This window comes from Nocardiopsis sp. NPDC007018 (genome assembly GCF_040635075.1).
In the GTDB taxonomy this organism is placed as follows: Bacteria; Actinomycetota; Actinomycetes; order Streptosporangiales; family Streptosporangiaceae; genus Nocardiopsis.
Map to the genome: position 1 here is coordinate 58708 of NZ_JBEYHA010000013.1, position 26398 is coordinate 85105.

The 26398-nt window shown below is 73.4% G+C and carries 26 protein-coding genes; 14 read left to right on the forward strand and 12 right to left on the reverse strand.

What is annotated here, in order from left to right:
* Positions 1 to 15: 15 nt before the first annotated feature.
* Together ABZ635_RS09770 and ABZ635_RS09775 are read right to left on the reverse strand one after the other, a co-directional pair.
* Entirely contained in the window at positions 16 to 930 is a 915-nt protein-coding gene (locus tag ABZ635_RS09770; RefSeq protein WP_357761633.1) for an LLM class flavin-dependent oxidoreductase, read from the reverse strand.
* Between the two features lie 27 nt (positions 931 to 957).
* Positions 958 to 1239, reverse strand: coding sequence for a GNAT family N-acetyltransferase (locus ABZ635_RS09775; RefSeq protein WP_357761635.1), 282 nt, complete (start codon positions 1237 to 1239; stop codon positions 958 to 960).
* Positions 1240 to 1389: 150 nt separating this feature from the next.
* Between ABZ635_RS09775 and ABZ635_RS09780 the strand changes: the two genes are divergently transcribed.
* From ABZ635_RS09780 to ABZ635_RS09795, 4 genes are read left to right on the forward strand one after another with little or no spacing between them, the layout of a single operon-like run.
* Entirely contained in the window at positions 1390 to 2145 is a 756-nt protein-coding gene (locus tag ABZ635_RS09780; RefSeq protein WP_357761638.1) for an SDR family oxidoreductase, read from the forward strand.
* A gap of 5 nt (positions 2146 to 2150) precedes the next feature.
* Positions 2151 to 2933, forward strand: a complete 783-nt coding sequence (locus ABZ635_RS09785) for an SDR family oxidoreductase (protein ID WP_357761815.1) — start codon at positions 2151 to 2153, stop codon at positions 2931 to 2933.
* On the forward strand, positions 2930 to 3943 hold the full coding sequence (locus ABZ635_RS09790) for a phosphotransferase family protein (protein ID WP_357761641.1): 1014 nt from the start codon (positions 2930 to 2932) through the stop codon (positions 3941 to 3943). The genes ABZ635_RS09785 and ABZ635_RS09790 overlap by 4 nt, the downstream gene beginning before the upstream one ends.
* A gap of 6 nt (positions 3944 to 3949) precedes the next feature.
* On the forward strand, positions 3950 to 5161 hold the full coding sequence (locus ABZ635_RS09795) for an acyl-CoA dehydrogenase family protein (RefSeq protein ID WP_357761644.1): 1212 nt from the start codon (positions 3950 to 3952) through the stop codon (positions 5159 to 5161).
* A gap of 327 nt (positions 5162 to 5488) precedes the next feature.
* On the opposite strand, the gene ABZ635_RS09800 is transcribed toward ABZ635_RS09795, so the two are convergent.
* Both ABZ635_RS09800 and ABZ635_RS09805 read right to left on the reverse strand, forming a co-directional pair.
* The gene (locus ABZ635_RS09800) at positions 5489 to 6103 is read right to left on the reverse strand and encodes a TetR/AcrR family transcriptional regulator (RefSeq protein ID WP_357761647.1); all 615 of its coding nucleotides are present in this window, start codon (positions 6101 to 6103) and stop codon (positions 5489 to 5491) included.
* A 138-nt stretch (positions 6104 to 6241) separates the two neighbouring features.
* A complete protein-coding gene (locus ABZ635_RS09805) occupies positions 6242 to 6658 on the reverse strand; it encodes a VOC family protein (protein WP_357761650.1) in 417 nt (138 codons plus the stop codon).
* Positions 6659 to 6733: 75 nt separating this feature from the next.
* On the opposite strand from ABZ635_RS09805, the gene ABZ635_RS09810 reads away from it, so the two are divergent.
* Both ABZ635_RS09810 and ABZ635_RS09815 read left to right on the forward strand, forming a co-directional pair.
* Positions 6734 to 7378, forward strand: a complete 645-nt coding sequence (locus ABZ635_RS09810) for a TetR/AcrR family transcriptional regulator (RefSeq protein WP_357761653.1) — start codon at positions 6734 to 6736, stop codon at positions 7376 to 7378.
* 9 nt (positions 7379 to 7387) lie between these two features.
* A complete protein-coding gene (locus ABZ635_RS09815) occupies positions 7388 to 7972 on the forward strand; it encodes a MarR family transcriptional regulator (RefSeq protein WP_357761656.1) in 585 nt (194 codons plus the stop codon).
* A gap of 2 nt (positions 7973 to 7974) precedes the next feature.
* Here the strand turns inward: ABZ635_RS09815 and ABZ635_RS09820 are convergent, their stop codons facing one another.
* The 6 genes from ABZ635_RS09820 to ABZ635_RS09845 form a co-directional block, all read right to left on the reverse strand.
* Entirely contained in the window at positions 7975 to 8781 is an 807-nt protein-coding gene (locus ABZ635_RS09820; protein WP_357761659.1) for an ABC transporter ATP-binding protein, read from the reverse strand.
* Positions 8778 to 9863, reverse strand: coding sequence for an iron chelate uptake ABC transporter family permease subunit (locus ABZ635_RS09825; protein ID WP_357761662.1), 1086 nt, complete (start codon positions 9861 to 9863; stop codon positions 8778 to 8780). The genes ABZ635_RS09820 and ABZ635_RS09825 overlap by 4 nt, the downstream gene beginning before the upstream one ends.
* A complete protein-coding gene (locus ABZ635_RS09830; RefSeq protein WP_357761817.1) occupies positions 9860 to 10876 on the reverse strand; it encodes an iron chelate uptake ABC transporter family permease subunit in 1017 nt (338 codons plus the stop codon). Before ABZ635_RS09830 ends, ABZ635_RS09825 begins: the two co-directional genes overlap by 4 nt.
* A 20-nt stretch (positions 10877 to 10896) precedes the next feature.
* Entirely contained in the window at positions 10897 to 11922 is a 1026-nt protein-coding gene (locus tag ABZ635_RS09835; protein WP_357761665.1) for an iron-siderophore ABC transporter substrate-binding protein, read from the reverse strand.
* A gap of 302 nt (positions 11923 to 12224) precedes the next feature.
* Positions 12225 to 13376, reverse strand: a complete 1152-nt coding sequence (locus ABZ635_RS09840; protein WP_357761668.1) for an FAD-dependent monooxygenase — start codon at positions 13374 to 13376, stop codon at positions 12225 to 12227.
* A gap of 82 nt (positions 13377 to 13458) precedes the next feature.
* Entirely contained in the window at positions 13459 to 15132 is a 1674-nt protein-coding gene (locus tag ABZ635_RS09845; protein WP_357761671.1) for an alpha-glucosidase, read from the reverse strand.
* A gap of 181 nt (positions 15133 to 15313) precedes the next feature.
* On the opposite strand from ABZ635_RS09845, the gene ABZ635_RS09850 reads away from it, so the two are divergent.
* Together ABZ635_RS09850 and ABZ635_RS09855 are read left to right on the forward strand one after the other, a co-directional pair.
* Positions 15314 to 16669, forward strand: coding sequence for an MFS transporter (locus tag ABZ635_RS09850; protein WP_357761674.1), 1356 nt, complete (start codon positions 15314 to 15316; stop codon positions 16667 to 16669).
* Positions 16639 to 17448 (forward strand): cyclase family protein, encoded by an 810-nt coding sequence (locus ABZ635_RS09855; RefSeq protein ID WP_357761677.1) that lies wholly within the window; start codon positions 16639 to 16641, stop codon positions 17446 to 17448. Before ABZ635_RS09850 ends, ABZ635_RS09855 begins: the two co-directional genes overlap by 31 nt.
* A gap of 18 nt (positions 17449 to 17466) precedes the next feature.
* On the opposite strand, the gene ABZ635_RS09860 is transcribed toward ABZ635_RS09855, so the two are convergent.
* On the reverse strand, positions 17467 to 18681 hold the full coding sequence (locus ABZ635_RS09860) for a PP2C family protein-serine/threonine phosphatase (protein ID WP_357761680.1): 1215 nt from the start codon (positions 18679 to 18681) through the stop codon (positions 17467 to 17469).
* 354 nt (positions 18682 to 19035) lie between these two features.
* Positions 19036 to 20136: a helix-turn-helix domain-containing protein gene (locus tag ABZ635_RS09865; RefSeq protein ID WP_357761683.1), complete on the reverse strand. Its 1101-nt coding sequence runs from the start codon at positions 20134 to 20136 to the stop codon at positions 19036 to 19038.
* 113 nt (positions 20137 to 20249) lie between these two features.
* On the opposite strand from ABZ635_RS09865, the gene ABZ635_RS09870 reads away from it, so the two are divergent.
* From ABZ635_RS09870 to ABZ635_RS09895, 6 genes are all read left to right on the forward strand, one after another.
* The gene (locus tag ABZ635_RS09870) at positions 20250 to 21260 is read left to right on the forward strand and encodes an ATP-binding cassette domain-containing protein (protein WP_357761686.1); all 1011 of its coding nucleotides are present in this window, start codon (positions 20250 to 20252) and stop codon (positions 21258 to 21260) included.
* Positions 21257 to 22054 carry an ABC transporter permease gene (locus tag ABZ635_RS09875; protein WP_357761689.1) on the forward strand — a complete coding sequence of 266 codons (798 nt, stop codon included), beginning with the start codon at positions 21257 to 21259 and terminating at the stop codon, positions 22052 to 22054. Before ABZ635_RS09870 ends, ABZ635_RS09875 begins: the two co-directional genes overlap by 4 nt.
* Positions 22055 to 22364: 310 nt before the next feature.
* Positions 22365 to 23411 carry an iron-siderophore ABC transporter substrate-binding protein gene (locus ABZ635_RS09880; RefSeq protein ID WP_357761692.1) on the forward strand — a complete coding sequence of 349 codons (1047 nt, stop codon included), beginning with the start codon at positions 22365 to 22367 and terminating at the stop codon, positions 23409 to 23411.
* Positions 23408 to 24427: an iron ABC transporter permease gene (locus ABZ635_RS09885; RefSeq protein WP_357761695.1), complete on the forward strand. Its 1020-nt coding sequence runs from the start codon at positions 23408 to 23410 to the stop codon at positions 24425 to 24427. Before ABZ635_RS09880 ends, ABZ635_RS09885 begins: the two co-directional genes overlap by 4 nt.
* Positions 24424 to 25491, forward strand: coding sequence for an iron ABC transporter permease (locus ABZ635_RS09890; RefSeq protein WP_357761699.1), 1068 nt, complete (start codon positions 24424 to 24426; stop codon positions 25489 to 25491). The genes ABZ635_RS09885 and ABZ635_RS09890 overlap by 4 nt, the downstream gene beginning before the upstream one ends.
* On the forward strand, positions 25488 to 26309 hold the full coding sequence (locus ABZ635_RS09895; protein ID WP_357761702.1) for an ABC transporter ATP-binding protein: 822 nt from the start codon (positions 25488 to 25490) through the stop codon (positions 26307 to 26309). The genes ABZ635_RS09890 and ABZ635_RS09895 overlap by 4 nt, the downstream gene beginning before the upstream one ends.
* Positions 26310 to 26398: the final 89 nt, after the last annotated feature.

Genomic DNA, 26398 nt, shown 5'->3' on the forward strand with positions numbered 1-26398 from the left:
GGAGGAAGACCCGCCTCAGGCCCGGGCCGCCTCCACCGCCGCCCGGACCGCGGGCACCACCTCGGCGGCGAACACCTCCACCTGGGACGCCGCCCCCTCCGCCGGACCGAGCACGAACGTGTCCATGCCGTGCTCCAGCACGAACCCCGTGACCGCCTCCACCCACGCCTCCACCGGACCGCGCAACGCCTCCCCGGAGTCACCGCCGACCCCGTGGCCGGTGATGGTGCCCCACAGGTTGTAGACGCGTCGCACGTGCGCCGGGTCCCGGCCCGCCTCCGCGGCGCCCTCGTCGATGCGCGCGTGCATCCCCGGCAGCGCCTCCGTGCCCAGGTAGGGATGGGAGACCACCCACCCGTCGGCGGCGCGCCCCACCGCCCCCAGCAGCCGCGGACCGCTCACTCCGAGCCAGATCCCCATGTCGTGCGCCGGGGCGGGACCGGGTTTGACCCCTGCCAGCCGGTAGTGGTCGCCCTCGAAACGGACCGACCGCTGGTCCGACCACATCAGACGGATCACCTCCATCGCCTCCAGGAGGGCGTCGGCGGCCTCACGCGGCGTGCGGCGCCGACCGCCCATGGCCTCGATCGCCTCCCAGAACGCCCCGGCGCCCAGGCCCAGCTCGAACCGGCCGCCGGAGAGCACGTCGAGCGTGGCCGCCTGTTTGGCCATGACCGCCGGGGACCTCAGGGGGAGGTGGGCGACGTCGGGAAAGACCCGCAGCCGCTCGGTGCGGGCCAGCACCGTGGCCATCAGGCTCCAGGCGTCCAGGTGGCGGCGCTGGTAGGGGCGGTCCTGGAACCCCGCGAGGTCGAGCCCGCCGCGTTCGGCCGCCTCGACCACCGCCCAGGTGCGCCGCAGGGCGTCCGGGGCGGCGTCCGGCGAGGGGAAGACCCCGAAGGCGATGTCGCGCCCGTAGTCGGTACCCACTCTGCTGTCTCCTTTCGGTGCGGGGTCTCAGCGGTACACGAGGTCGGCGTACTCGCGGTGGCGCCCGATCCACTCCTTGACGAAGGGGCACAGGGGGAGGACGGCCAGCTCGCGCCCGCGCACGTCGTCCAGGGCCTCCCGCACGAGGGTGCCGCCCAGCCCGCGTCCCTCGTAGGCGGGGTCGATCTCGGTGTGCGTGAAGGTGATGAGCCCGTCGGTGAGGATGTACTCGGCGAACCCGGCGACCTCACCGTCGGCTCTGACCTCGTAGCGGCGGCGGTCGGGGACGTCGGTGACCTCGGTGGCCATGGTGGAACCTCCTGCGTCGGGGGCGCGGACGGTCGTGCCCGCGCCCGGGCCGCCATTCTCCCCCGGCCCGCGTCTGGTCCCCTTGCGGCACGCGCCCTCGCGGACGTAGAGTCTCCGTGACATACCGACCAGTCGGTCTAGGGAGTACGCATGACATCGCGGTTCACCGGGCGCACCGCCATCATCACCGGCGCCAGTCGCGGCATCGGCCTGGCCATCGCCCAGCGGCTCGTCTCCGAGGGCGCCCGCGTGTGCGTCACCGCGCGCGGAGCCGAACCCCTCCGTGAGGCCGTCGAGGCGCTGGGCGGCCCCGAGCACGCCATCGGCGTACCCGGTCGGGCCGACGACCCCGAGCACCAGGACGCCGCGATCGCCGCCACCCTGGAGGCCTTCGGCGGTCTCGACCTGCTCGTCAACAACACCGGCATCAACCCCGTCTACGGCCGTATGGTCGACCTCGACCTGGACGCCGCCCGCAAGATCTTCGAGGTCAACGCGCTCTCGGCCATCGCCTGGGTCCAGAAGGCCTACCGCGCGCGGCTCGCCGAACACGGCGGCGCCATCGTCAACGTGTCCTCCGTGGCCGGAACCAAACCCGCCCCCGGCATCGGCTTCTACGGTGCCACCAAGGCCATGCTCACCCACGTCACCGAGGAACTCGCGGTCGAACTCGGCCCGGGCGTCCGCGTCAACGGGGTCGCCCCCGCCGTCGTCAAGACCCGCTTCGCCGAGGCCCTGTACGAGGGGCGGGAGGAGAAGGTCGCCGCACAGTACCCGCTGGGCCGACTCGGCGTCCCCGAGGACGTCGCCGGAGCGGTGGCCTTCCTCCTCTCCGAGGACGCGGCGTGGATCACCGGCCGCACCCTGGTGCTGGACGGCGGGGTCACCCTCACCGGAGAGATGTGAGCACCATGGACCCCAACGGGATCGGCGCCGTCGTCACCGGCGGCGGCAACGGGATCGGCGCGGCCCTGGCACGAGGCCTGGCCCGGGGCGGTGCACGGGTCGTGGTCAACGACCTGGACGCGGACGCCGCGCACGCGGTGGCCCGGGAGGTCGGCGGCACCGCCGTTCCCGGCGACGCCGCGACCGAGGAGGGCGTGGCCCACCTGGTCGCCCGGGCCCGGGAGCACCTGGACGAAATCGACCTCTACGTGGCCAACGCCGGGGTCGGCGTCCACGGAGGCCCTGAGGCGCCGGAGTCCGACTGGGACCTGTCCTGGCAGGTCAACGTGATGGCTCACGTGCGTGCGGCCCGCCTGTTGCTTCCCGGATGGCTCGAACGCGGCCGTGGACACCTGCTCACCACCGTGTCGGCCGCCGGGCTGCTCAGCATGCTGGGCAGCGCTCCGTACTCGGTGACCAAGCACGCGGCTCTGGCCTTCGGCGAGTGGATGTCGGCCACCTACGGGGACCGGGGCGTCACCACCCAGTGCCTGTGCCCGCTGGGCGTGCGCACCGACATGCTCGACTCCACCGGACCGGAGGGCAGGGCCATCCTGGAAGGGGAGGCCATCAGCCCCGAGGAGGTCGCCGAGGCGGCGCTCGCCGGACTGGCCGACGGACGCTTCCTCATCCTGCCGCACCCCCGCGTCGCCGACTACTACGCGGCCAGGGCCACCGACACCGACGCCTGGCTGGCCGGGATGCGCCGCATCCAGGCCCGGGTGTTCACGACCGAGGAGCGGACATGAGCGAGGCGCTGCCCGGCCTGGACCTCGAACGGCTGCGCGCGTACCTGGACCGCGCGGCGCCCGGCCTGGTCGCGGGGCCGCTCGGGGGCCGGATGATCACGGGCGGCAAGTCCAACCTCACCTACACCGTCACCGACGGCACCGGTTCGTGGGTGGTGCGCCGCCCGCCCCTGGGGCACGTTCTGGCCACCGCCCACGACATGCCCCGCGAGTACCGGGTCATGAGCGCGCTGCGCGGGACGGACGTCCCGGTGCCGCGCACGCACGTCCTGTGCGAGGACCCCGACGTCCTGGGCGCGCCGTTCTACGTCATGGAGCACGTGGCGGGCACCCCGCTGCGCACCCTGGACGAGATCGCCCCGTTCGGCGCCGAGGGCGTCCGCTCGATCGCCAGCGCGCTGATCGCCACGCTCGGCGCGCTGCACGCCGTGGACCCCGAGGCGGTGGGCCTGGGCGACTTCGGCCGCCCGGACGGGTTCCTGGAACGCCAGGTACGCCGGTGGAGCCGACAGCTGGAGGCCTCGCGCAGCCGTGACATCCCCGGCGTCGACGAACTCCGCGACCGGCTCGCCGCCACGCTCCCCGAGCAGGGAGCGCCCGCGATCGTGCACGGCGACTACCGGCTGGACAACGTGCTGGTCACCGGGGACGGCCGCCTCACCGCCGTCCTGGACTGGGAGATGGCCACCCTCGGCGACCCGCTCGTCGACCTCGGCCTGATGCTGGTCTACCGGGAACAGCCCGTCATCGGCGGGGCCCGGCCGGCCACCTCCGCCGAGGGGTTCCCCGACTCCGCCGAACTGGCGCGGACCTACGCGGCCGCGACCGGACGGGACGTGTCCCGGATCGGCTGGTACGTGGCCTTCGGCTGCTTCAAGCTCGCGGTGATCGCCGAGGGCATCCACTACCGGCACACGCGCGGACTGACCGTGGGGGCGGGCTTCGACGGGATCGGGGACGTCGTCGCCCCCCTGGTCCGTCGGGCGCGTTCCGTTCTTGAGGAGGACTGAGGAGCGATGGACTTCGCGTACGACGCCCGGACCGAGGAGCTGCGGTCCCGGCTGCTGGACTTCATGGACGAGCACGTCTATCCCGCCGAACCCGTGTTCGCCGCCCAGCTGGCCGAGCGCGCCAGCCCCTGGTCGGCGCCGCCGGTCGTCGCGGAGCTGCGGGCCGAGGCCCGCCGCCGGGGGCTGTGGAACCTCTTCCTGGCCGGGCACCCCGAGCACGGCGGGCTGCCCAACCTCCAGTACGCGCCGCTGGCCGAGATCACCGGACGCAGCCCCCAGCTGGCCCCGGTGGCGCTCAACTGTTCCGCCCCGGACACCGGCAACATGGAGGTGCTGGCGATGTTCGGCACCCCGGAGCAGAAGCTGCGGTGGCTGGAGCCGCTGCTGGACGGGCGCGTCCGCTCCGCCTTCGCCATGACCGAACCGGAGGTGGCCTCCTCCGACGCCACCAACATCACCACCCGGATCGTCCGTGAGGGCGACGAGTACGTGGTCAACGGCCACAAGTGGTTCATCACCGGCGCGCTCGACCCCGCCTGTGAGGTCCTCATCGTGATGGGCAAGACCGACCCCGGGGCCGAGCGGCACCGGCAGCAGAGCATGGTTCTGGTACCCCGTGGCACCCCGGGGCTGCGGATCGAGCGCGGCATGCGGGTGTTCGGCTACGACGACAGCGGCCACGGCGGCCACGCGGAGGTGTTCCTCGACGACGTCCGCGTACCCGCGGACCACCTCGTGGGCGGGGAGGGCGACGGGTTCGCCATCGCCCAGGCCCGGCTGGGACCGGGCCGCATCCACCACTGCATGCGCTCCATCGGCATGGCCGAGCGCGCCCTGGAGCTGACGTGCCGACGGGTGTTGGACCGGGTGGCGTTCGGCCGTCCGCTGGCCGAGCAGGGCGTGGTCCGCGAGTGGATCGCCGAGGCCCGGGTGGCGATCGAACAGCTGCGTCTGCTGGTGCTCAAGACCGCGTACCTGATGGACACGGTGGGTAACAAGGGGGCGCACACCGAGATCCAGGCCATCAAGATCGCCACGCCGCGCACGGTGGAGTGGATTCTGGACCGGTGCGTGCAGGCGCACGGTGCCGCCGGCGTCAGCCAGGACACCCCGTTGGCCGGATGGCAGGCGGGGGTGCGCTCACTGCGGTTGGCGGACGGCCCGGACGAGGTGCACCTGCGCTCGCTGGCCCGCGCCGAGCTGCGCAGGTACGCCTAGGGCCTGTTTTGTGAATCATTCCGCGCTCGCGTGGCCAGGCTGCCTCTCGCTGCGCCGATGAAGCTCGGACAGCCAAACCCGGGCTGACCGTCGCTCATCGTCTTGCGAGAGATGGCCTGGCGGCCGCTCGCGGTGCTGGCGGCTCCGCCGCCAGAAGGCGAAAGCATCCACAAAACACACCCTAGGCCGTACAACACGGCCTGGCGGGCGCGGTCGTCGCCGGGGTCGCCGCCGTGGCCGTGGCCGGGGCCGGGCGCTCCGGCCCCGGCGCCGCTCGGCGGGGGCGGGCGAAACGGGTTCCGGGCCCGTGAACGCGGCCCGTGTGCCTCAGGCCAGCGGGCGCAGGCCCGCGATGAGCAGGTCGGCGAAGTGGCGGCCCACGTCGTCGCCGGTGAGCTCACCGTCGTGCCGGTACCAGGTGCCCAGGTGGTGCACGGAGCCGAAGAAGTAGTCGACGACGAGGTCGGCGGGGACGTCGGTGCGGAAAACCCCCTCCTCCTGGCCCTGTTCGACCATCGCCCGGAAGAGTTCGTGGTACCGGCGGCGCTCGGCCCGCACGTCACGCTGCTTCTCCGGGGCGAGCTGGTGCATGGACCGGAAGAAGATCTTGGTGTCGTCCATGTTGGCGACGCTGGTGACGATCACGTCGGCGGCGGCCGCGTGGACCCGTTCGGCGACGGGCTCCTCCCGGGAGGAGATCTCCACCAGGTGGTCGGTCTGCATGCGCAGGACACGCGCGTAGACCTCGTACAGCAGGTCGTCCTTGGAGCCGAAGTAGTGGTACATCGCCCCCTTGGTGACACCGGCGGCGGCCACGACCTCCTGGACCGAGGTGCTCTCGAAGCCCTTCTCCGCGAAGAGCCGGGTGGCCGCCTCCAGGAGCCGTTCGGGCACGGTCCCGCGCCCGGCTCCGACCTCGGCCGTCCGCTGTTCTCGCGCCATGTCCCGCCTCGTTTCGTGCCCCGGGTCTCCCCACGGCGGGGCTCCTGACCACCGCCCCGGCCAGCATACCGACCGGATGGTACCCCGCGCGCACGGGGCGTCCGGGTCCGGCGGCGGGACGGTGGGCTCCGGGGCGTCTCAGTCGAGGAACTGGTCGGCGTACTCCTCGGAGGGGTCAATCGGAGTGATGACGTCGACGAGGGCCCCCGCGGGGTCGGCCACGATGAAGTGCCGCTGCCCGAAGGCCTCGCTGCGCAGCGTGAGCACGGGCTCCAGCCCGCCGTCGACGACCAGGCGGCGCCACTCGGCGTCGACGTCGGCGACCTCGACGTTGAGCAGTACCCCCTGCGCGGCGGCGGTCCGGTACCCCTCGGGCAGGGTCGGGTGGCCCGCCGCCACCAGGGCGAGCTCGTGGTCCGGAGGACCGGGCCTGCGCAGGCTGACGTACCAGTCCGCGACGAAGGTGTCCTCGAAGCCGAACCACCGCGTGTAGAAGTCGTGGCTCTCCTGGAGGCGGGGTGTGCACAGCACGGGATAGAAGCTGGTGAGGCGCATGGCGTTCCTTTCGCATACCAACGGTATGTTGAGCTACGCTATTCACGTACCGTCGGTATGTCAACAGGGGGGTCGATGACCAGGGACACGGGCGCACGGGCCGAGCAGCGAGCCAGGACCAGACGGACCCTTCTTCGGGAGGGGCGGCGCCTGTTCGCCGAGCACGGGTACACCGGGGTGGGCCTGGCCGGGATCGTCGACGCCGCCCAGGTCACCAAGGGCGCGCTCTACCACCACTTCGACGGCAAGGCCGACCTGTTCCGCGCGGTCCTGGCCCAGACCCAGGAGGAGGTGGGGGCCGCCGTGGCCGCCGCCGCCGACGCCCACACCCACCCCTGGGACCAGCTCACCGCCGGGTGCCGCGCCTTCCTCACCGCCAGCACCGCCCCCGACGTCCGCCGGATCATGCTCGTGGACGGCCCCGCCGTCCTGGGCTGGCGTGAGTGGCGCGCCCTCGACGAGGCCTCCTCCGCCCACCACCTCACCGAGTCGCTCACGGCGCTCGTCGACGCGGGCGTCATCGACCCCCGTCCCGTGGCTCCCCTGGCGCACCTGCTCTCGGGAGCCATGAACGAGGCGGCCCTGTGGCTCGCGGACACCGGTGGCGACGGGGACCTGGAGGAGGTCTGGACGGCCCTGGCGGGGCTGCTGGAACCCCTGCGCCGCACCTCTCGCGCCCGTCCGGCGGAACCGGAGAGGGGGCGCCCGTCCGGGCGCTAGGGTGGCCCCATGACGCAGGGTGCACGGGAGGAACAGGCGTTGGACACCGTGGAGGCGGACGGTGGCGAGGTCGGCGCCGAGGAGTTCCGCGACGACTTCGTCGGGCGCTTCGCCGCCTACTGGCAGTCCCAGGGACGACCCAAAGCGGAGGGGCGCATCGTGGGCTACCTGCTGGTGGCCGACCGGGACGCCGTGAGCGCCGAGGCCGTCGCGGAGGGCGCCGGAGTGAGCCGCGGATCGGTCTCACAGTCGGTGCGCCGCCTGCGCGAGCTCGGGTTCGTGACCCTGGTCGACTCCCCCGACAGCCGTTCACGACTGATCAGCATGGACGAGGACGTCTGGGGCGGGTTCCTGCGCAACGAACGCGGCTACCTGCGCCAACAGCGCGACCTGGCCGCCTCCGCGCTCGAACGCCTCCCCCACCTGGGTCCGTCCTCCCGCACCCGGCTGCACAACATGTACGACTACATGACCTGGCTGGACGGCTACCACGACGTTCTGCTGGAGCAGTGGGAGCGGTACAAGGCCGAACGCCCCGAGCGGCACACGACCGAGCCGCCGGAGGAACCCGGCCCCGGTCCGGCGCACGCCTGAACTCAGGCCCCCGTGCGCGCCCGCTCGTGCGGGACGACCAGCGGAGTCCCCGTCCGGGGGTCGGGCACCACGTCACACGCCAGCCCGAACACCCGGGCCACCCGCTCGGCCGTGACGACCTCCTCGGGCGCGCCGTCCGCGACCACCGCTCCCCCGTCCATCATCACCATGCGCGTCGCGAAGCGGGCCGCCTGGGCGAGGTCGTGCAGCACCGCCACCACGGTGCGGCCGCGCCGGTGCAGGTCGGCGAACAGCTCCAACAGGTCGTACTGGTGCGCGATGTCCAGGTAGGTGGTGGGCTCGTCCAGCAGCAGCGTGCCGCTGTCCTGGGCCAGCACCATCGCCACCCAGGCGCGCTGACGCTGCCCGCCCGAGAGCGAGCCGACCCGCGCGTCGGCCAGTCCGGCCAGCCCGGCGAGTTCCAGGGCTCCGGCCACCGCCGCCTCGTCCTCCGGCACCCACTGGCGCAGCAGGGTGTGGTGCGGGAAGCGGCCGCGCGCCACCAGCGCGCGGACCGTGATGCCCTCGGGTGCCAGCGGGCTCTGCGGCAGCAGCGCCAGCCGGCGGGCGACCGCCTTGGGCCGCTGGGAGCGCACGTCGCGCCCGTGCAGCAGCACCCGGCCCGCCACCGGCCGGTTCACCCGGCCCAGCGCCTTGAGCAGCGTGGACTTGCCGCAGCCGTTGGGGCCCACGATCACCGTGAACTCGCCCTCGGACACGGTCAGGTCCAGGTCGCGCACGACCGGATCGGCCCCGTAGCCCAGGGTGAGCCCCTCGGCGGACAGGACCGGAGTGGTCTCACGGCTCACAGTCTTCCCCTTCGCCATTCACGGATGAGCAGGTAGCCCAGGTACACACCGCCGATCGCCAGGGTCAGGACCCCCACGGGCAGCCCCTCGGCGACCGGCGCGTGCTGCACGGCCAGGTCGGCCGACACCAGCAGCAGCGCCCCGACCAACGCGGAGAGCGCCAGGTTGGGGCCGGGCGCCGCGCTGAGCCTGCGGGCGATCTGCGGCGCGGTGAGGGACACGAACGCGATCGGCCCGGCCACGCTCACCGCCGCGGCCGAGAGCACCACCGAGAGCACGACCGCGGCCGTCCGGGTGCCGGACGCACGGGCCCCGAGCCCGTCGGCGAGCTCGTCACCCATCTCGTTGAGCGCGACCGGCCCGGCCAGGAGCACGAGCAGCGGCACCGCCAGGGCGAGGGCGAGCCACACGGTGGCGGCGTGGTCCCAGGACCGGGCGCCCAGACTCCCGTTGACGTAGGCGGCCAGCACGCTGGCCTTGTCCCGGGCCATCACCGACACCACGAAGTGCGTGAAGGCCTGGGCCATGGCGGCCACGCCGATGCCCGCGACGATCAGCCGGCCGGGGTCGCGCAGCCCGGTCCCGGTCACGGAGGCCACCACCGCCACGGCCAGCGCCGCACCGGCCAGGGCGCCCATCGGCACGGGCACGATCCCGGGGAGCATGAGCGCGGCGAAGGCCGCGCCCGCCCCGGCGCCCGCTCCGAGGCCGATCACGTCGGGGCTGCCCAGCGGGTTGCGCGTGACCGACTGGAACAGCGCGCCGGCCAGTCCCAGGGCGATCCCCGTCCCCGCCGCCACGGCCAGCCGGGGGCCGCGCAACCGTTCGAGGGCGAACAGGTGGGCGGCCTCCCCGCGTCCGGACAGGACGGCGGGCAGCTGCGTGAGGGGCACGCCAAGACGGCCCAGGCTGAGGGTGGCGGCGGCCGCCGCGCACAGGAGTACCAGAAGCGCCAGGGCCACGACCAGCGAGCGCCGGTGCAGCGGTAGGGCGACGAACCGGCCCAGCCGCAGGACCGGGAACGGAGGTGACGCCACCGGGGTCGCGGAGGACACCGGCGCGGATCGGACTCCGAGGTTCATGTCCCCGCCCTCGACCTTCGGACCACGTACAACAGCACGGGCGCCCCCACGAAGGCCGTGACCACGCCCACCATCAGCTCCATCGGGCGCACCAGGGTGCGGCCCACGACGTCGGCCACCAGCAGCAGGGAGGGACCGACCAGCAGGGCGAAGGGCACCTGGAGCCGGAAGTCCACCCCGACCAGCCCGCGCACCACGTGCGGGACGGCCAGGCCGACGAAGGCGACCGGTCCCGCCGCCGCCGTCGCCCCCGCCGCCAGCAGGGTGCCCCCCAAGAGTCCGCCCGAGCGCGCCAGGAACACGTTGGCGCCGGTGGCCACCGCCGCCTCCTCCCCCAGGGCCAGGGCGTTGAGCGACCCCGTGACCAGCAGTGCCAGCAGGGTCCCCGCGCCGAGCACCGGCAGGACCGCGAGCACCACGTCGAACCCGCGACCGGCCAGCGATCCCACCACCCAGTAGCGGTAGCTGTCGAACACGTCCGGCATGCTCAGCGACACCGCCTGCACGTAGGCCGTGAGCACCGCCGAGACCACCGCACCGGCCAGGACCAGGCGAACCATGCCTCCGTCTCCGCCCCGGGTGCCCACCGTGTGGGCGGCCAGCCCGGCCAGTACCGCACCGGGCAGCGCCCACCAGACGGTGGCGGTGGTGGAGGCCGGTCCGAGCAGGGCGGTGGCGGTGACCACGGCGGCCGCCGCCCCGGCGTTGACCCCCAGCAGCCCGGGGTCGGCCAGAGGGTTGCGAGTCACCCCCTGCATGAGGGTGCCGGACAGGGCCAGCGCGGCTCCCGCGACGATCCCGAGGAGGGTGCGCGGGTAGCGGCTCTCGACCACGGCGGTGGTGTGCGGGTCCGCCGTACCGGCGAACACCTGCCACACCTCCGCGGGCGAGGTGGGCTTGCTGCCCGCCACGAGGCTGAGCAGGACCGCACCCGCCAGGACCGCCCCGGCCGCGCCCAGGGCGAGCGCGGCGCGGGCGGGCCCGGTGCGGTGCGGCGCCGCGGCTGTCTTCACGATCACGTCGCCGGTCCGCCTCAGTCGTCCAGTGTCCCGGCGGCCTCCTCGATGAGGGGGACGTACCGGTCGATGACCCACGGCACCGTGAGCGGGTTGATCAGGGAGGAGGCGGTGACGAAGGAGTTGTCGTCGCTGGTGACCACGGAGCCGCGCTCGATGGCGGGGATGGAGCCGTAGAGGTCCTGGGACTCGATCTCGGCGCGCGTCTCGGCGTCGGTGTAGAAGGTGAAGACGAGGTCGCTGTCACCGAACCGGTCGGCGTTCTCCAGTCCCACCAGGGCGGAGTCGGTGCCCTCGGTCTCGGGGAAGGTCTCCACGACCGGGTCCACCTGGAGCCCGAGGCCGCGCACCATGGCCACGCGCTGTTCGTCGGGGAGGAAGACGCCGAGCGTGCCGGGGCCGTCGGTGTAGACGTAGGAGAAGGTGAGGTCGGCGAAGTCGGGGTTCTCGGCGGCGGCCGCCTCGAACCGGCCCTCGATCTCGGTGACGAGCTCCTCGGCCTCCTCGGGCTGGCCCAGCGCCCGGCCGATGATCTCGATCTGCTCGTCCCAGTCGGTGCTCCAGGCGAGGTCGGGGTAGGCGACCGTGGGGGCGATGTCGGTGAGGATGTCGTACTGCTCCTGGGTCACCCCGGACCAGGGGGCGAGGATGACGTCCGGGGCGAGTTCGATGATCGCCTCGAAGTCGATGTCGTCGGCGCCCGCGAACTGTTCGGGGAGTTCCTCGCCGGATGCGGTGACGGCCTCGTGAATCCACGGCAGGTACCCGGTGTCGTCGCTGCCCCACTCGTAGCTCTCGATACCGACCGGCACGGTGCCCAGGGCGATGGCGGTCTCGGCGGAGCCCTGGCCGAGGGTGACGACGCGTTCGGGCCGCTCGGAGATCTCGGCGGTGCCGAGGGCGCTCTCGACGGAGACGGGGAAGGTGCCGTCCGCGTTCACCTCCGAGGGGGTGTCCCCGGTGTCGGTGCCGCAGGCGGCCAGGCCGAGCGCGAGGGCCGTGGTGAGGGCGATGCCGCCGCTTCGGCGCAGGGTGGAGTGCATGTTCACTGCTTTCTTCGTCACGGGGAGCGGCCGCGTCGCTGTGGGCGGGCCGGTTGCGCGTGCGGGGGGTGGCCTCGGTGGAGGGCAGCACGAAGGAACCAACAAAACGGGAGAACCCCGACATCAAGCAAGGTTAGTCTAACCTCACTTCGGCGAGTTTCAAAAAATCTGAACCTCCCAGGCGGCTCCCCTCGCGGCCCTCGCGGACAAGGAACTCCTCAGGACACGAGAAAGTCGCCCGATTCCGTGAATCGGGCGACTGGAGTGCGCTGAGGCGCTGGTGTTGTTCCTGGGGCAGCTTTTCAGGGACGGCGGCCGGTGAGGACGTTGCTCACCCCGCCCAGATAGCCCACGAACTGTCGGGTGACCAGCGAGTCGATCCGCTCGGCCCCCAGGAACCGGGGTGCGGGCAACCGTGTGAGGGCCTCCGCACCCGAGGCCAGCGACGCCAACCGCACCGGCCCCCGGCGCACCGACTCGTACCGGCGCAGCGCGGCGGCGGGGTCGGCTCCGGCCCCCTCTCCCGACAGCGCCAGGGTCAGCGCCCACGCGTCCTCCAGGGCCTGGTTGGCCCCCTGCGCGCTGGAGGGCGGCAAGGCGTGCGCGGCATCGCCCAGCAGAGTCGCCCCGCCCTCGCCCCAGACCCGGGGCACCCGGTGGCGCGCGTGCTCGAACAGCGTGAGGTCCTCGTCCTCCACGTGCTCCAGGACGGCGCGCACGTCCGGGTCGGTCCAGTCCCGGAACAGGCGGCGCAGCACACCGACCGGTGAGGCGGGCCGGGGGATGTCCGGTCGCCAGCGCACGTCGAACCACCACTGCACGAGCCCGTCCCCGGCGGGCGCCATCCCGCACAGGCCCTGGCGCCCCTGGACCACGGCCGCGACCGTGCCCGCCGCCAGGTCCACGGGCACCCGGGTGAGCCCGTGCCAGCTGGCCCAGCCGGTGGGCCGGGACCGGTCTCCCTCCCACAGGTCGCGCCGGGCCGCCGAGCGCACACCGTCCGCGCCGACCACCACGTCGCCCGTGGAGCCGGTGCCGTCCCCGAAGAGCGCGCTCACGGTGCCGTCGGGATTGACGCGCACCCGGGTGCACACGCGGCCGTGGCGCACGGTGCCCTCCGGGAGCCCTTCGGCGATCAGGTCCAGGAGGGCGCGCCGGGGAACGGTCCGGCTCCCGGACCCGTAGTGGTCGCCCACGGCGTCCACGTCGAGCGTGTGGCGAAGCCGCCCGGAGGGGTCGCGGTGCTCCACCCCGTCCAGGCGCCGTCCGACACCCGTGGTGTCCACCCCCAGCTCCAGCAGGGCGGCGGTGCCGTTGGGGTACAGACCGACTCCGGCCCCTTCGGCGCGCGGTTCGGGCGCGCGTTCGTGCACCTCGACCTCGTGGCCCCGGCCGGTGAGCCCCCGCGCCAGGGCGAGCCCGCCCACACCGGCTCCGACGATGACGACCCTCATGTCAGCCCCACTCCCGCTCGATCGGCTGCCCCACACAGTACTCACGGGCCGGGTGCGGGCGCGGGTCCGGTGCTCCGGAGCGTCAGCGGCCGAGGTGGACGCGGGCCTCCCACGGGCGCAGAGGGTCCAGGACCGACCCGGGATCGGGCAGGTTGCCGATGAGCAGCTCCGGTTCTGGCCCCACCACGTCCTCGGGCAGGTCCACCGCCGCCTCCCGGTCGCTCCAGTTGGCCAGGACGAGCAGCGTCTGGCCGTTGTAGGCCCGGGTGTAGGCGTAGATCCTGGAATCCTCCTCCAGCAACGGCGCGAACCGCCCGCGCGCGATCACCGCGTGCTCCTTGCGCAGCGCGATCAGTCGGCGGTAGTGGTGGAAGACCGACCCCGGGTCGGCGACGGCCGCCTCGGCGTTGACGCGCGTGTGGTTGGGGTTGACGCCGATCCACGGCGTCCCGGTGGTGAACCCGGCGTTCTCTCCCGCGGTCCACTGCATGGGGGTGCGCGCGTTGTCCCGGCTCATCCGGGCGATCGCGGCCATGGCGGTCGCCTCGTCGACCCGCCCGGACCCCACCACGGCACGGTGGTGGTTGAGGGTCTCCAGGTCGCGGTAGTCGGCGATGTCGTCCATGTGGGCGTTGGTCATGCCCAGTTCCTCGCCCTGGTAGACGTAGGGGGTGCCCTGCATCATGTGCAGCGTGGTGGCGATCGCGGTCGCCGACTCCACCCGGTACCGCCCGTCGTCGCCGAAGCGCGAGACCACCCGCGGCTGGTCGTGGTTGTTCCAGTAGAGGCTGTTCCAACCGTGGTCGTCGAGCCCCGCCTGCCAGCGGTTGAGCGAGGCCCTGAGCCGGGCCAGGTCCAGGGGGCGCGGGTCGAACTTGCCGCCCGGTCCGTGGTCCAGGTCCACGTGCTCGAACTGGAACACCATGTCGAGTTCGCGGTTGACCGGGTTGGTGTGGACGCGTGCCTGGCCCACGCCCACCCCCGGCATCTCACCGACCGTGAGCACGTCGCGTCCGGTGAACGCGGTCTCGTGCAACTCGTGCAGGAACTCGTGCAGACGCGGCCCGTTCACCGCGTGCCGGGTGAAGTCACCGTACTCGCCGCGCACCGGCCCGTCCGGCAGCGCCGGGTTCTTCGACACGAAGTTGATGACGTCCATCCTGAACCCGTCCGCGCCGCGCGCCAGCCACCACAGGGCCACCTCGTGCACGGCCGCGCGCACCTTCGGGTTCTCCCAGTTCAGGTCCGGCTGGGAGGGGCTGAACAGGTGGAGGTAGTACTCGCCGCGCCCCTCGTCGTAGGTCCAGGCGGGGCCGGAGAACACCGACCCCCAGTTGTTGGGCGGGCCGCCGTCGCGACCGGGACGCCAGAAGTAGAAGTCGCGCTTGTCCTCGTCGCCCGCGCGTGAGGCGGCGAACCAGGGGTGGCGGTCGCTGGTGTGGTTGACCACGAGGTCCATCACCAGGCGCATGCCCCGCTCGTGGAGCCCGTCCCGGAGCCGGTCCCAGTCCTCCAGGGTGCCGAACCGGGGGTCGATGCCGGTGTAGTCGCTGACGTCGTATCCGTTGTCGTCCCAGGGCGAGGGGTAGACGGGCGACAGCCACACCACGTCGACCCCGAGGAGCTGGAGGTAGTCCAGCTTCTCGATGACCCCGGGGATGTCGCCGACGCCGTCCCCGTCGCTGTCCTTGAAGCTGCTCGGATAGATCTGGTAGACGACGCTGGACTTCCACCAGTCGGCGCTGGGTTCGGGCATGGGTTCCTTCTCTTCTCGTGGACGGCCCACCATTCAACCGCTCCGGGTGCCCCGTTGGGGAGGAGAATCGCGGCGGTGTCGGCGGTGTTTCCCGAGGCCGTCAGCCCCTGGAGGCAACTGGTCTGGACCGGTAGGGTGCACAGGCCCCCGCGACCGGCGCGGGGGTGACGGAGGGTGCCCCATGGAGCACGGCCAGGCAGGGGAAGAGCTGGACCGGGAGCCGCCCGGAACACCGGCACCACTGCGGGAACCCGGTCCGCGCGTGTGGACACGGGACTTCACCCTCTTCTTCGCGGCGCGGGCGGTGGCCAAGACCGGTGACGGCATGCTGCCGGTGGCGTTGGCCGCGGGCCTGCTCGCCCACGGGATGGGCGCGAGCGGGGTCGGTCTGGCGATGGCCGCCTTCACCGTGTTCTTCGTGGGGTTCGTGGTCTTCGGCGGAGTGTTCTCCGACCGTTGGGGGGCGCGCTGGATGATGGTCGGCGCCGACCTGGTGCGCGTGGTCACGCAGGGAACGGCGGCCGTGCTGTTCCTGACCGGACACGTGGTGCTCTGGCAGATCTGCCTGATCGGGGCGGTCAACGGGATCGCGGCGGGGGCGTTCCAGCCGGGGGTGGCCTCGGTGGTGCCGAGGGTGGTCCGGGACGTGCAGGGGGCCAACGGGGTGATCCGCACCGCCGAGGCCCTGGCGATGCTGGTCGGTCCGGCGGTGGCGGGGGTGCTGGTGGCCACGGTGTCGGCGGCCGGGGTGTTCGCGGTACACGCCGGAACCTACGCGGTGGGGGCGCTGCTGCTCGGGCTGATCCGGGTGCGCGAGCCCGCGCGGCGGCGCGGGGAGGGACCGGGGTACCTGGCCGATCTGGTGGAGGGGTGGCACGAGTTCCGCTCGCGGACCTGGATGTGGTCGGTGATCCTGCTGTGGATGGTGGTCATGGTGACCCTGTGGGGGCCCAAGATTCCGCTGACCTCGTCGGAGATCATCCTCGGGCACGGACCGCAGGTGTACGGCCTGGTCAGCGCGGCCCTGGGCGGAGGCACCGCGTTGGGCGGGGTGCTGGCCATGCGCGTACGGCCGCGTTACCCGCTGCGCGCGGGGGCGGTCGGGCTCTTCGGGGCGGGTGCGTACTCGGTGGCGGTGGGCCTGGGGGCGGCGGTTCCGTGGCTGGCCCTGGGCGCGGCGGTGAGCGGCGCGTGCGTGGGGTTCTGGGGGGTGATGTGGATGACCAGCGTGCAGACGCGGGTACCGGGTCCGGTCCTGGGCCGCATCCACGCCTACGAGGTGGCGGGGTCGGTGGCGATGCTGCCGGTGGGTCAGGCCCTGGCGGGCCCCGTCGCCGAGGTGCTCGGGACGCGGACGGTGCTCCTCCCGGGTGCCGCCGCCCTCCTGAGGCCGACGCGCTCCCGAACCGCCGCCCTTGGCTGGCCCGCGCGCGCGAGGCCTGGGAGAGTGATACCCACACACCCGCGCGGGCGCCGCCCCGAGGGACCCACGACGAAGGGGACGCCATGTGCCTGCACGGAACCGGCGAGACCGTGAGGGCCCGAACCGGGCACGGCGGACCCGCCGCGCCCGCCGGACCGCCGACCCCGCCCACCACGCCGCGCCCCTGGCCGAAGGGCTTTCGCCGGGTGGCCGACCTCAGCCACACGATCGCCCCCGGCATGGCCTCCTGGGACGACGAGAAACCGGTGCGGGAGACCGTCGTACCGCAACCGGCCGAGGGGGAGTTCGGGATCTACCTCCAGAGGTGGAGCCTGACCGAGCACACCGGCACCCACCTGGACGCGCCGGGACACGTGATCGGGGGCGGACGGCTGGTACCCGACATCGACCCGTCCGAGCTGGTCGCCCCGGCCGCGGTGATCGACATCCGGGCCCGGGCCGCCGAGGACCCCGACACGACGGTGACCGTGGACGACGTCCACGCCTTCGAACGCGTCCACGGGCGCATCCCGGCCGGGGCGGCGGTCCTGATGTGTTCGGGGTGGAGCGCCCGCTGGGCCGAGGGCGACGACCGGGTCCGGGGCGTGGCCGCGGACGGTTCCTGGCACTTTCCCGGGTTCTCCCCCGAGGCCTGCGAGTTCCTGGTCGCCGAGCGGGCCATCGCCGGAACGGGTGTGGACACGCTCAGCACGGACCCGGGCGCGTCCACCGACTTCGCCGCCCACGAGGTGGTGGGGCGCGCCGACCGGTGGGGGCTGGAGTCCCTGACCGGTCTGGAGCGGCTGCCTCCGAGCGGGGCCGTGATCACGGTGGGCGTCCTGCCCGGCCTGGACGCCTCGGGCGGCCCCAGCCGGGTCCTCGCCCTCTGGTGAGCCGCCCGACGCCGGCGGTCATCCCCGCCCCGTGGCGTCGGGGGTCCACTCCAGCAGCATGATGGTGGCGTCGTCGGTGAAGCTGCCGCGCTGGTGTTCGTGGATGTCGTGGATGAGCCGGCGCAGCGTCTCGGGCGCGGGTTCGTCGGCGGAGGCGGCCCGGATGACGAAGTCGGCGAAGCGCTCCTGCCCGAACATCCGCCCGTCGCTGTCGTGCGCCTCCGTGACGCCGTCGGTGTGGAGCAGGACCTGGTCACCGGGCTCGAGGGCGGCCCGGTGGACGGTGCGCGGGGTGGTGCCGGGCACCACCCCGTCCAGGCCGAGCGGAAGCTCGGGCGTGCGTTCCAGGGCGCCCTCCACCAGGCGCTGGCGGCGGATGAGCAGCGGAGCGGGGTGGGCGCAGTTGGCCCACGAGAACACGCCGGTGGACAGGTCCAGGGTCGCGAAGATGGCCGTGCAGAAGCGTTCGGGGAGCCAGGTGACCAGCGCGCGTTCGACGTTCTGGGTGAGTTCGGCCAGGTCGGCGCCGTTGCGGCGGGCGCTGCGGGCCCCCGCCATGGCGACCGACGCGGTGAGCCCCGAGGCGAGGTCGTGGCCCATGGCGTCCAGGATGACCGCGTGCAGGGTGTCGCGGGTCAGGGAGTGGTCGAAGGCGTCCCCGCCCAGTTCGTAGGCGGGTTCGAGGACGGCGGTGGAGACGCCGCGCCGGGTCCCGAGGGTCCGCGGCGGGAGGAAGGCGCGCAGCATCTCGGTGCGTAGCTGCACGTCACGGGCGCGGGTACGGCGGACGTAGGTGTCGCTGTAGGCGCGTTTGGACGTGATGACCAACGCCAGCAGCGCGGCCAGGGTCTGGCAGCGGCGGAGCGTGGGTTCGTCGATGCAGGGGGTCCTGATGTGCACGACCCCGATGCGGTCGGCACCGTCCTTGAGGGGCAGCCACAGGCTGAGGGCGTCGGCGCCGCCCTCGACGAGCCGCAGGGTGTCCGTGCGGTAGGCCTCCCCGGCAACGGTGGTCTCCACGTCGAGGATCGGCCCTCCGGTGAGCGGCACCAGGAGCCGTTGTTGCAGGTCCACGAGGTGGACGGTGATCTTGCCGAGGCCGATCGAGGCTCCGTAGCGGTCGGCGGCCTCCAACACCTCCACGGGTCCGCTGTCGTGCACGGACCTGACGAGGCTCTGGAACAGGAGTTCGCCCTCGCCGAGCGGTCCGGCCGGTTCGCGCCCCTCTGCCATGCCCACCCCCCGCTCGTGGCCGGGCGGGGGTCTCCGGCGCCTCCCAGTGTCGCACCGGGGGCGCGCCTGTCCCAGTCTGTGTGTGGCGTGTCCCGCAGCAGGCCACAGCGGTGTCGTCGGCACTTCGAACCATCACGAGTCAACCGAGGTTGACTTTTCGGTGGAAGTCAACTTAGGTTGACTTCATGGTCGGCCGAACCCACCGACCCGAGCACCCCAACCTCGACACCGCCGACGCGGGAGGACCCCATGGCACGCGCCGCCGACACCCACGCTCCCGCTCCCGGAGCCCCGCACGCCTGGACCGCGACCCCGTCGCGGCCGGGCACCGGCGGAGAGGGGCCCGGGCGCCGCCTACCGCGCCGCCCGACCCCCCGCCGATCCGCGCCCTCCGCTTCCGGCGGGCACGAACGCTCCCACCGCGTGCGCGGCGCCCCGTCCCTCGGCCCGGGCGACGACCCGCCCCCCGTGCACACGGAGGGCCAGTTCGAGGTCGTCGTGGGGATCGGCCGCACCGGCCGCGAGGGCCAGCCCGGGGTCGAGCACGAACACCGGCCGCGCCCAGCACCGCGCGGGAAACGCCGGAACCAGGCAGGTCCGCAGCTCGGCCAGCGCCAGCCGGACCAGCGGCAGGAGTTCGGCGGGTTCGGTGGTGACGGGCACGACCGTCACCGGGGCCCCCTCGGGAGCGGCGCGCAGGGCCTCCTCCACGGCCTCCAGTCGGCGCAGCCCCACCACCGCCACGACGCCGTCGTCGACCGTGGTCGCCTTGCCGCGCAGGACGTCGACGCCCGTGGGAGCGGACCACGGTTCGTCCACGGCGCGGGCGTCGGGGAGGTGGTCGACGTACGGGAGGGGCCAGGCGTCCTCCAGGTCGAGCCCGGCCAGGCGTTCGCAGGAGCGGATCACCGTGAACGGGTCCGCGAACCCCGGCGCCGCGACGGCCAGCTGCGCGGCTCCGTGCAGGGTGGTCAGGACGCTCCGGGCCGTCCGGACGCGGCGTCGACCGGGCTCCGACCCGGCCTCCAGGTTCTCCAGAGCCAGGCCGAGCAGGATCGCTTGGAGGGCTGTGAGCTGGGAGAACACCGCACCCACCCGTGGGTCTGCGGCCACCTCTCCCATGAGCTCGGCACCAACGCGCTCCTCGTCGCCGGTCAGGGGCAGGCGGGCCACCCAGGCACGGGCGAAGGTGCCCAGGGCCTGGGCGGGGTCAGCGCCGGACGCGGGGGCGTGGCCCGGTTCAGCGCGGGCGGCCGCCTCGGCGAGCACCGCGAAGTACAGGGCGCGCTTGCCCGGGAAGTTGGAGTAGACGGCCCCCCGGGTGAGGTCGGCCCGGTGGGCGATGCGGTCGATCTTGGCGTCGCGGTAGCCGCGTTCGGCGAACTCCTCCCGGGCGGCGGCGAGCACGCGCGCCCGGTTGCGTTCCTGCTGCTGCGCCCTGTTGAGCCGGACCATCTTCCTCCTCGTCTCGGTCCCCCCATCCTACGTTGAGATGCCACGAGCACTCAGATACTCTCAACATCCAAATGACAAGATCATCTTAATCTTCCGGAAGGGCGAAGCGAGCCATGCATGAGTACGCGTTCCAGGCCCGGGGCCTGGTCAAACGATTCGGACGCACGACGGCGCTGGCCGGAGTCGACCTCGCGGCCCGCCCCGGATCGGTGCTCGGGGTCCTCGGCCCCAACGGAGCCGGCAAGACCACGGCCATCCGCGTCCTGTCCACCCTCGCCCGCCCCGACGAGGGCACCGCCGCGGTCGGCGGGTTCGACGTGGTGCGCCGGGCCGCCGACGCGCGTCGCCTGATCGGGTTGACCGGGCAGTCCTCGATGGTCGACGACGAGCTCTCCGGCCGCGCCAACCTGGTACTCCTCGGCCAGCTCCTGGACCTGCGCCGCAGTGAGGCCCGGGCCCGCGCCGACCAGCTCCTGGCCCGCTTCGGGCTCTCCGAGGACGCCGCCCGCCCCGCCTCCACCTACTCAGGGGGAATGCGGCGCCGACTCGACCTGGCAGCCAGCCTGGTGGGGCGCCCCAGCGTGGTGTTCCTCGACGAACCCTCCGTGGGGCTCGACCCCGGGCGGCGCGAGGACCTGTGGGGCATGGTCCGCACACTCACCGACGAGGGCACCACCGTCCTGCTGACCACCCAGTACCTGGAGGAGGCCGACGCCCTCGCGGACCGGATCGCGGTGATCGACCGGGGCCGCGTGATCGCCGAGGGGACACCGGCCGAACTCAAACGCGTGGTCGGCGGACAGGCGGTGTCACTGCGCACCGCCGACCCCGACCGAACCGGGCGGGCCGCCCGGATCATGGAACGGGTCGCGGGCCGACCCCCCGAGAACACCCGGCACGTCCTGTCGGTCCCGGTCGGCGGTGACGCCGACGCCTGGGAGGTGGCCGACGCGCTGCGGGAGGAAGGCATCGCGGTGACCGAGTTCTCGCTCCACCTGCCCAGCCTCGACGAGGTCTTCCACGCCCTCACAGGAACGGCCCCGAGCACCGGGACCGACAACGACGACGACACCGGCACCGGCACCGATGACGACACCGACGCCGCGAAGGAGCACACCGCGTGAACACCACCGAGACCGACCGCCCCACCCCGCGCCCCGCACCGCTCCTGCGACACGGCCTGGTCCTGGCCCGCCGGAGCCTCGCCAAGTCACTGCGCGACCCCGGTTCGCTGGTGAACGGCGTGGTGACCCCCAGCATGTTCCTCGTCCTGTTCGTGTACCTGTTCGGCGGGTCCGTCTCCGGCTCGACCGGCGCCTACCTCCAGTACCTCTTCCCCGGGGTCCTGGTCATGGGCGCGGGCGTGGCCGGGATGCTCTCCTCCGGGCTGACCATCAACATCGACGCGAAGAAGGGAGTCTACGACCGCTTCCGGAGCCTGCCCATCAGCCGTTTCGCCCCGCTGCTCGGCTCGGTCCTCGCCGACCTGGTGCGCTACGCGATCACCGTTCTCGTCCTGCTCGCGATCGGACACCTGATGGGGTTCCGGGTGGAGACCGGTCCCGGGCAGGCGTTGGCGGCGTGCGCGCTCGCCGTCGGTTTCGGGTTCGCGTTGAGCTGGGTGATGGTGTTCGTGGGGGTACTGCTGCGCGAGGAGGGCGCGGTCATGGCGCTCACCTTCGTCGCGATCATCCCCCTGCTGCTGGGTACCAGCATGGCCGCGCCGGTGGAGACGCTGCCCGGGTGGTTGCGGGCCTGGGCGGGAGCCAACCCGGTCACCCACGCCATGGACGCCGCGCGTGCCCTGCTCACCGGCGCCCCCGCCGGTGACTCGGTGGCCTTGGCGCTGGTGTGGTCGGCCGCCCTGGTCGCGGTGTTCGCGCCGCTGTCGGTGTGGGCCTTCGGTCGCGAGCGCTGACACCTCCCCCCGGGCCGCAGGGAACGCCGCCGGGGGCGACGGACGCCTCGCGGCCGCCGATGACCGGACCGGCCCCACCCGGCTGGCCAGGGAGTTCGGCGCCCCCGAGTGGCGACGGGCACGACTTATAGGTTAGCTTTACCTAAATCGGGCACCGGGGTGTTCTTCGGGCACCCCGGTGCCGTCGTGCGCCCTCCGGGACCACGGGCAGCACGGTGACGGACCCGTGCGCGGCCGAGGCCGCCCCGCGCTCCGCCTCCGCCCTCCGGGGAACCGCCCGTGGCGACCCATCAGCGATCAGAGGATTCCCTTGTCCAGAACCACCACCCTCACCACGGCCCTCGTGGCGGGAGCGCTCCTGCTCACCGGCTGCGGCACCACCGGCACCTCCGGCACCGGCGACAACCAGTCGAACGTGGCCGCGGGCCAGGAGGGTTTCCAGGACGTCCGCGAGCTCGCCGCCCAGCTGGGCACGGACGCCGCTCCCGGCGAGTTCCCCCGTGTGGTCGACAACCTCGTCGCCAACGGCGAGATCGGACAGACCGAGATCCCGGCCAAGCCCGAGCGGGTCGTCGTCCTCGACACCGGTGAGCTGGACAACGTGCTCTCCCTGGGCATCGAGCCCGTCGGAATCGCGCACCCCGCCGACGCCGGGATCGCCCCCGACTACATGGAGGTCGGCGACGCGGTGGACCTGGGCGCCTACGACGCGCTCGACCTCGAACAGATCAAGAACCTGGAGCCCGACCTCATCCTGGGCACCACGCTCCGGATCGACGACGACGGGCTGAAGGAGCGCCTCCAGGACATCGCCCCGACCGTCCTGGCGCCCCGACCGGGCGTGCTCTGGAAGGAGAACTTCCTCCTCAACGCGGACGCCCTGGGCGAGGAGGAGCAGGCCCGCGATCTCCTCGACTCCTACGAGGAGCGCGCCCGCGAGGTCGGCGCGTCGATCGTCGAGGCCAACGCGGGCGAGGTCCCCACCGTGTCCATGCTGCGGTTCATGGCCGGGCGCACCCGCCTGTACGGCAACGACTCCTTCATCGGCGTCCTCCTCCGTGACGTCGGCCTTGACCGTCCCGAGGCCGAGGACATCGACGAACTGGCCCTGGAGATCTCGCCCGAGGAGATCACCCTCGCCGAGGGCGACTGGGTGCTCTGGGGCACCTACGGCGAGGCCGACTCCACCGAGCAGGCCAACGTCGTGGACGGCCCCCTGTGGGGCGAGGTACCCGCCGTCGCCGAGGACGGCCTGGTCCGGGAGATCCCCGACGAGACCTGGTACCTGGGGCTGGGCGTGACCGGCGCCGAGCACGTGCTGGACGACCTGGCCGAGATCGCCGACAGCCTCCGGTGACACTCCGCTCCCTCACGCCGGGCAGGACCGCGCCCACCGGCACGGTCCTGCTCGGCGCCCTCGTCCTGCTGGTCGCCGCCGCCCTGGTCAGCCTCGCCGTCGGCACGCGCGTGCTGTCCCCGGCCGAGACGCTCCAGGGGCTGTTCGGCCGTGAGGGGGTGGCCTCGACCGTCATCTGGGAGATGCGCTTCCCCCGGACCCTGCTGGGCCTGCTCGTCGGGGCGAGCCTGGGCGCGGCCGGGGTGCTCGCCCAGTCCGTGACCCGCAATCCCCTCGCCGATCCCGGGCTGCTGGGCATCTCCGCCGGGGCGGCGGTCGCCGTGGTCGCGGGCAGCGCCCTGCTCGGCCTGGGCGCGGGCCTTCCGCGCGTGCTGCTCGCCCTGCTGGGAGCCGCGCTGGCCACCGCCGCGGTGTACACGTTCGCCCGGCGCTCCCCTGAGGGCCTCACCCCCGTCAACATGACCCTGGCCGGCGCCGCCACCACCGCGTTCCTCGGCGCGGTGACCTCAGCGACCGTGCTGCTGAGCGCCTCGACCATGGACCAGTACCGGTTCTGGGTGGTCGGGGCGCTGACCATGCCCGGAGCCGGGGTGCTGCCGCCCGCCCTACCCTTCATGGTCGCGGGAGCCGTGCTGGCCCTGCTGGTCTCCGGCTCGCTCAACGCGATGGCGCTGGGCGACGACACCGCCGCCGCCCTGGGGGTCCGGGTCGCGCGGACCCGTCTGCTGGCCGGTGCGGCGGTGGTCCTGCTCTCGGGCACCGCCGTCGCCCTGGCGGGGCCGATCGCCTTCGTGGGCCTGGTGATCCCGCACATCGCGCGGGCGCTGGTCGGCGCAGACGTCCGACGGCTGCTGCTCTGCGCAGCCCTGCTCGGCCCGCTGCTCCTCCTGGTCGCCGACGTCGTGGGGCGGTTGGTCGCGCGTCCCGGCGAACTCCAGGTGGGGGTCGTGACCGCCCTGGTCGGAGCCCCCTTCTTCCTCTGGCTGACCCGGCGTACCAAGGAGCGTGGCCTGTGACCGCCACCGTGCGCGGAGGCCGTCCTCACCGCGCCCTCGACCTGCTTCCCCGACCCCGGCCGCGCGTGCGCGTGGTGGCGGCGACCCTGGCCACGGCGGCCGTGGTGGTGGTCGCCGCGCTCGTGGCCCTGAGCCTGGGGGACCGGCCCACGGCCCCGGCCGAACTGTGGGCGGCGCTGCACGGCCGGGGCGCGGAGAACACCGTCTACGCGGTGCTGGAGGTCCGGCTCCCGCGCGTGGTGCTCGCGGTGCTGGTCGGCGGGGCGTTCGGTCTGGCGGGCGGGCTCAGCCAGAGCGTGCTGCGCAACCCGTTGGCCAGTCCCGACGTCCTCGGGATCAGCGCGGGCGCCTCCGCCGCCGCCGTCGGGGTGATCGCCGTGGGAACGCTGGGCGGCCCCGTCGGCGTCGTCCCGATCCCGGTGGCGGCCCTCGCCGGGGGCCTGGGCGCCGCCGCGCTGATCTTCCTGCTGTCCAAAGACGAGTCGCTGCGGGGTCGGCGGCTCCTCCTGGTCGGGATCGCGCTGTCGGCGGCGCTGACCGGGTTCACGCAGTACCTGCTGACCGTGGTGGAGGTGCACGACGCCCAGCGCGCGGCCGTGTGGCTCACCGGCAGCCTGAACACGCGCTCCTGGGACGACGCCCTCCCGGTCGGCCTCGGCCTGGCGGTGCTGCTGCCCGCCGCGCTGGTCATGGCGCACACCAACCGCGCCCTGCTGTTCGAGGACGACGTGGTCGCCGGCTGGGGCGTGCGCACCGGGCGCGCCCGGGGGACGCTGCTGCTGGTGTCGGTGTGCCTGGCGGCGCTCGCGACGGCGGCGGCCGGGCCGGTGGCCTTCGTCGCCCTGGTGTCGGGCCAGGTCGCCCGGCGGATCGCCGCCGTGCCCGACATCCCGCCCCTGTTGTCCGCGCTGATCGGCGCCGCCCTGGTGCTGGTGGCCGACACGGTGGCGCGCACCGCGCTGCCCGTGCAGCTCCCGGTCGGCGTGCTCACCGCGCTGGTCGGCGCCCCGTACCTGCTGTACCTGTTGCAGCGACGCCGTGGATCGAGAGGTACCGCCCGATGACCGAGACCGAGAACCGGGGCGGGGGGCGGGCCACCCGTCTGGAGGCCCGCGACCTCCGCCTGGGCTATGGCGGGGAACCGATCGTGCCGGGCCTGTCCCTGGAGGTCCCCGACGGCCTGGTGACGACCGTGGTGGGCGCCAACGCCTGCGGCAAGTCGACGCTGCTGCGCGGACTGGCCCGGCTGTTGGAGCCCTCCGGCGGCACGGTGCTCCTGGACGGCAGGGACCTGGCGAGGACCCCGTCCCGCGAGGTCGCGCGGGTGCTGGGCATGCTGCCGCAGTCCCCCACCTCCCCCGAGGGCATCACCGTGCGCGACCTGGTCTCCCGGGGCCGCCATCCGCACCAGAGCTGGTGGCGGCAGTGGGGCGAGGACGACCACGCGGCCGTGGACGACGCGCTGCGGGCGACCGGCACCGACCAGCTCGCCGACCGCGACGTGGACGAGCTGTCCGGCGGCCAGAGGCAGCGGGTGTGGATCGCCATGGCGGTGGCCCAGCGCACCGACCTGCTCCTGTTGGACGAGCCCACCACCTACCTGGACATGGCGCACCAGCTGGACGTACTGGAGCTGGTCGCCGACCTCAACCGCGAGCGGGGCAGCACCGTGGTGATGGTGCTGCACGACCTCAACCTGGCCTGCCGGTACGCCCACCACATCGTGGCCATGCGGGCGGGCCGGATCGTCACCCAGGGGCCGCCGTCCGAGGTGGTGACCGAGGACCTGCTGCGCGAGGTGTTCTCCGTGGAGGCCGCGGTGCTCACCGACCCGGTGTCGGGCACCCCGGTGATCGTCCCCCAGCGCACCGTCCGGACCTGATCGGGGGCGGCACCAGACCTGATCGGGCCCGAACCCGGCGGGCCCGCTCCGGTGAGCCGAGCCCGTCCTCCCCGCTCCCCTAGGCTGGC

What these genes read in the sequence shown, in the direction of transcription:
- ABZ635_RS09775 (WP_357761635.1), bottom strand. Translation starts at nt 1,239, where the DNA reads ATGGCCACCGAGGTCACCGACGTCCCCGACCGCCGCCGCTACGAGGTC.
- ABZ635_RS09780 (WP_357761638.1), top strand. Translation starts at nt 1,390, where the DNA reads ATGACATCGCGGTTCACCGGGCGCACCGCCATCATCACCGGCGCCAGT.
- ABZ635_RS09785 (WP_357761815.1), top strand. Translation starts at nt 2,151, where the DNA reads ATGGACCCCAACGGGATCGGCGCCGTCGTCACCGGCGGCGGCAACGGG.
- ABZ635_RS09790 (WP_357761641.1), top strand. Translation starts at nt 2,930, where the DNA reads ATGAGCGAGGCGCTGCCCGGCCTGGACCTCGAACGGCTGCGCGCGTAC.
- ABZ635_RS09795 (WP_357761644.1), top strand. Translation starts at nt 3,950, where the DNA reads ATGGACTTCGCGTACGACGCCCGGACCGAGGAGCTGCGGTCCCGGCTG.
- ABZ635_RS09800 (WP_357761647.1), bottom strand. Translation starts at nt 6,103, where the DNA reads ATGGCGCGAGAACAGCGGACGGCCGAGGTCGGAGCCGGGCGCGGGACC.
- ABZ635_RS09805 (WP_357761650.1), bottom strand. Translation starts at nt 6,658, where the DNA reads ATGCGCCTCACCAGCTTCTATCCCGTGCTGTGCACACCCCGCCTCCAG.
- ABZ635_RS09810 (WP_357761653.1), top strand. Translation starts at nt 6,734, where the DNA reads ATGACCAGGGACACGGGCGCACGGGCCGAGCAGCGAGCCAGGACCAGA.
- ABZ635_RS09815 (WP_357761656.1), top strand. Translation starts at nt 7,388, where the DNA reads ATGACGCAGGGTGCACGGGAGGAACAGGCGTTGGACACCGTGGAGGCG.
- ABZ635_RS09825 (WP_357761662.1), bottom strand. Translation starts at nt 9,863, where the DNA reads ATGAACCTCGGAGTCCGATCCGCGCCGGTGTCCTCCGCGACCCCGGTG.
- ABZ635_RS09835 (WP_357761665.1), bottom strand. Translation starts at nt 11,922, where the DNA reads ATGCACTCCACCCTGCGCCGAAGCGGCGGCATCGCCCTCACCACGGCC.
- ABZ635_RS09840 (WP_357761668.1), bottom strand. Translation starts at nt 13,376, where the DNA reads ATGAGGGTCGTCATCGTCGGAGCCGGTGTGGGCGGGCTCGCCCTGGCG.
- ABZ635_RS09845 (WP_357761671.1), bottom strand. Translation starts at nt 15,132, where the DNA reads ATGCCCGAACCCAGCGCCGACTGGTGGAAGTCCAGCGTCGTCTACCAG.
- ABZ635_RS09850 (WP_357761674.1), top strand. Translation starts at nt 15,314, where the DNA reads ATGGAGCACGGCCAGGCAGGGGAAGAGCTGGACCGGGAGCCGCCCGGA.
- ABZ635_RS09855 (WP_357761677.1), top strand. Translation starts at nt 16,639, where the DNA reads ATGTGCCTGCACGGAACCGGCGAGACCGTGAGGGCCCGAACCGGGCAC.
- ABZ635_RS09860 (WP_357761680.1), bottom strand. Translation starts at nt 18,681, where the DNA reads ATGGCAGAGGGGCGCGAACCGGCCGGACCGCTCGGCGAGGGCGAACTC.
- ABZ635_RS09865 (WP_357761683.1), bottom strand. Translation starts at nt 20,136, where the DNA reads ATGGTCCGGCTCAACAGGGCGCAGCAGCAGGAACGCAACCGGGCGCGC.
- ABZ635_RS09870 (WP_357761686.1), top strand. Translation starts at nt 20,250, where the DNA reads ATGCATGAGTACGCGTTCCAGGCCCGGGGCCTGGTCAAACGATTCGGA.
- ABZ635_RS09895 (WP_357761702.1), top strand. Translation starts at nt 25,488, where the DNA reads ATGACCGAGACCGAGAACCGGGGCGGGGGGCGGGCCACCCGTCTGGAG.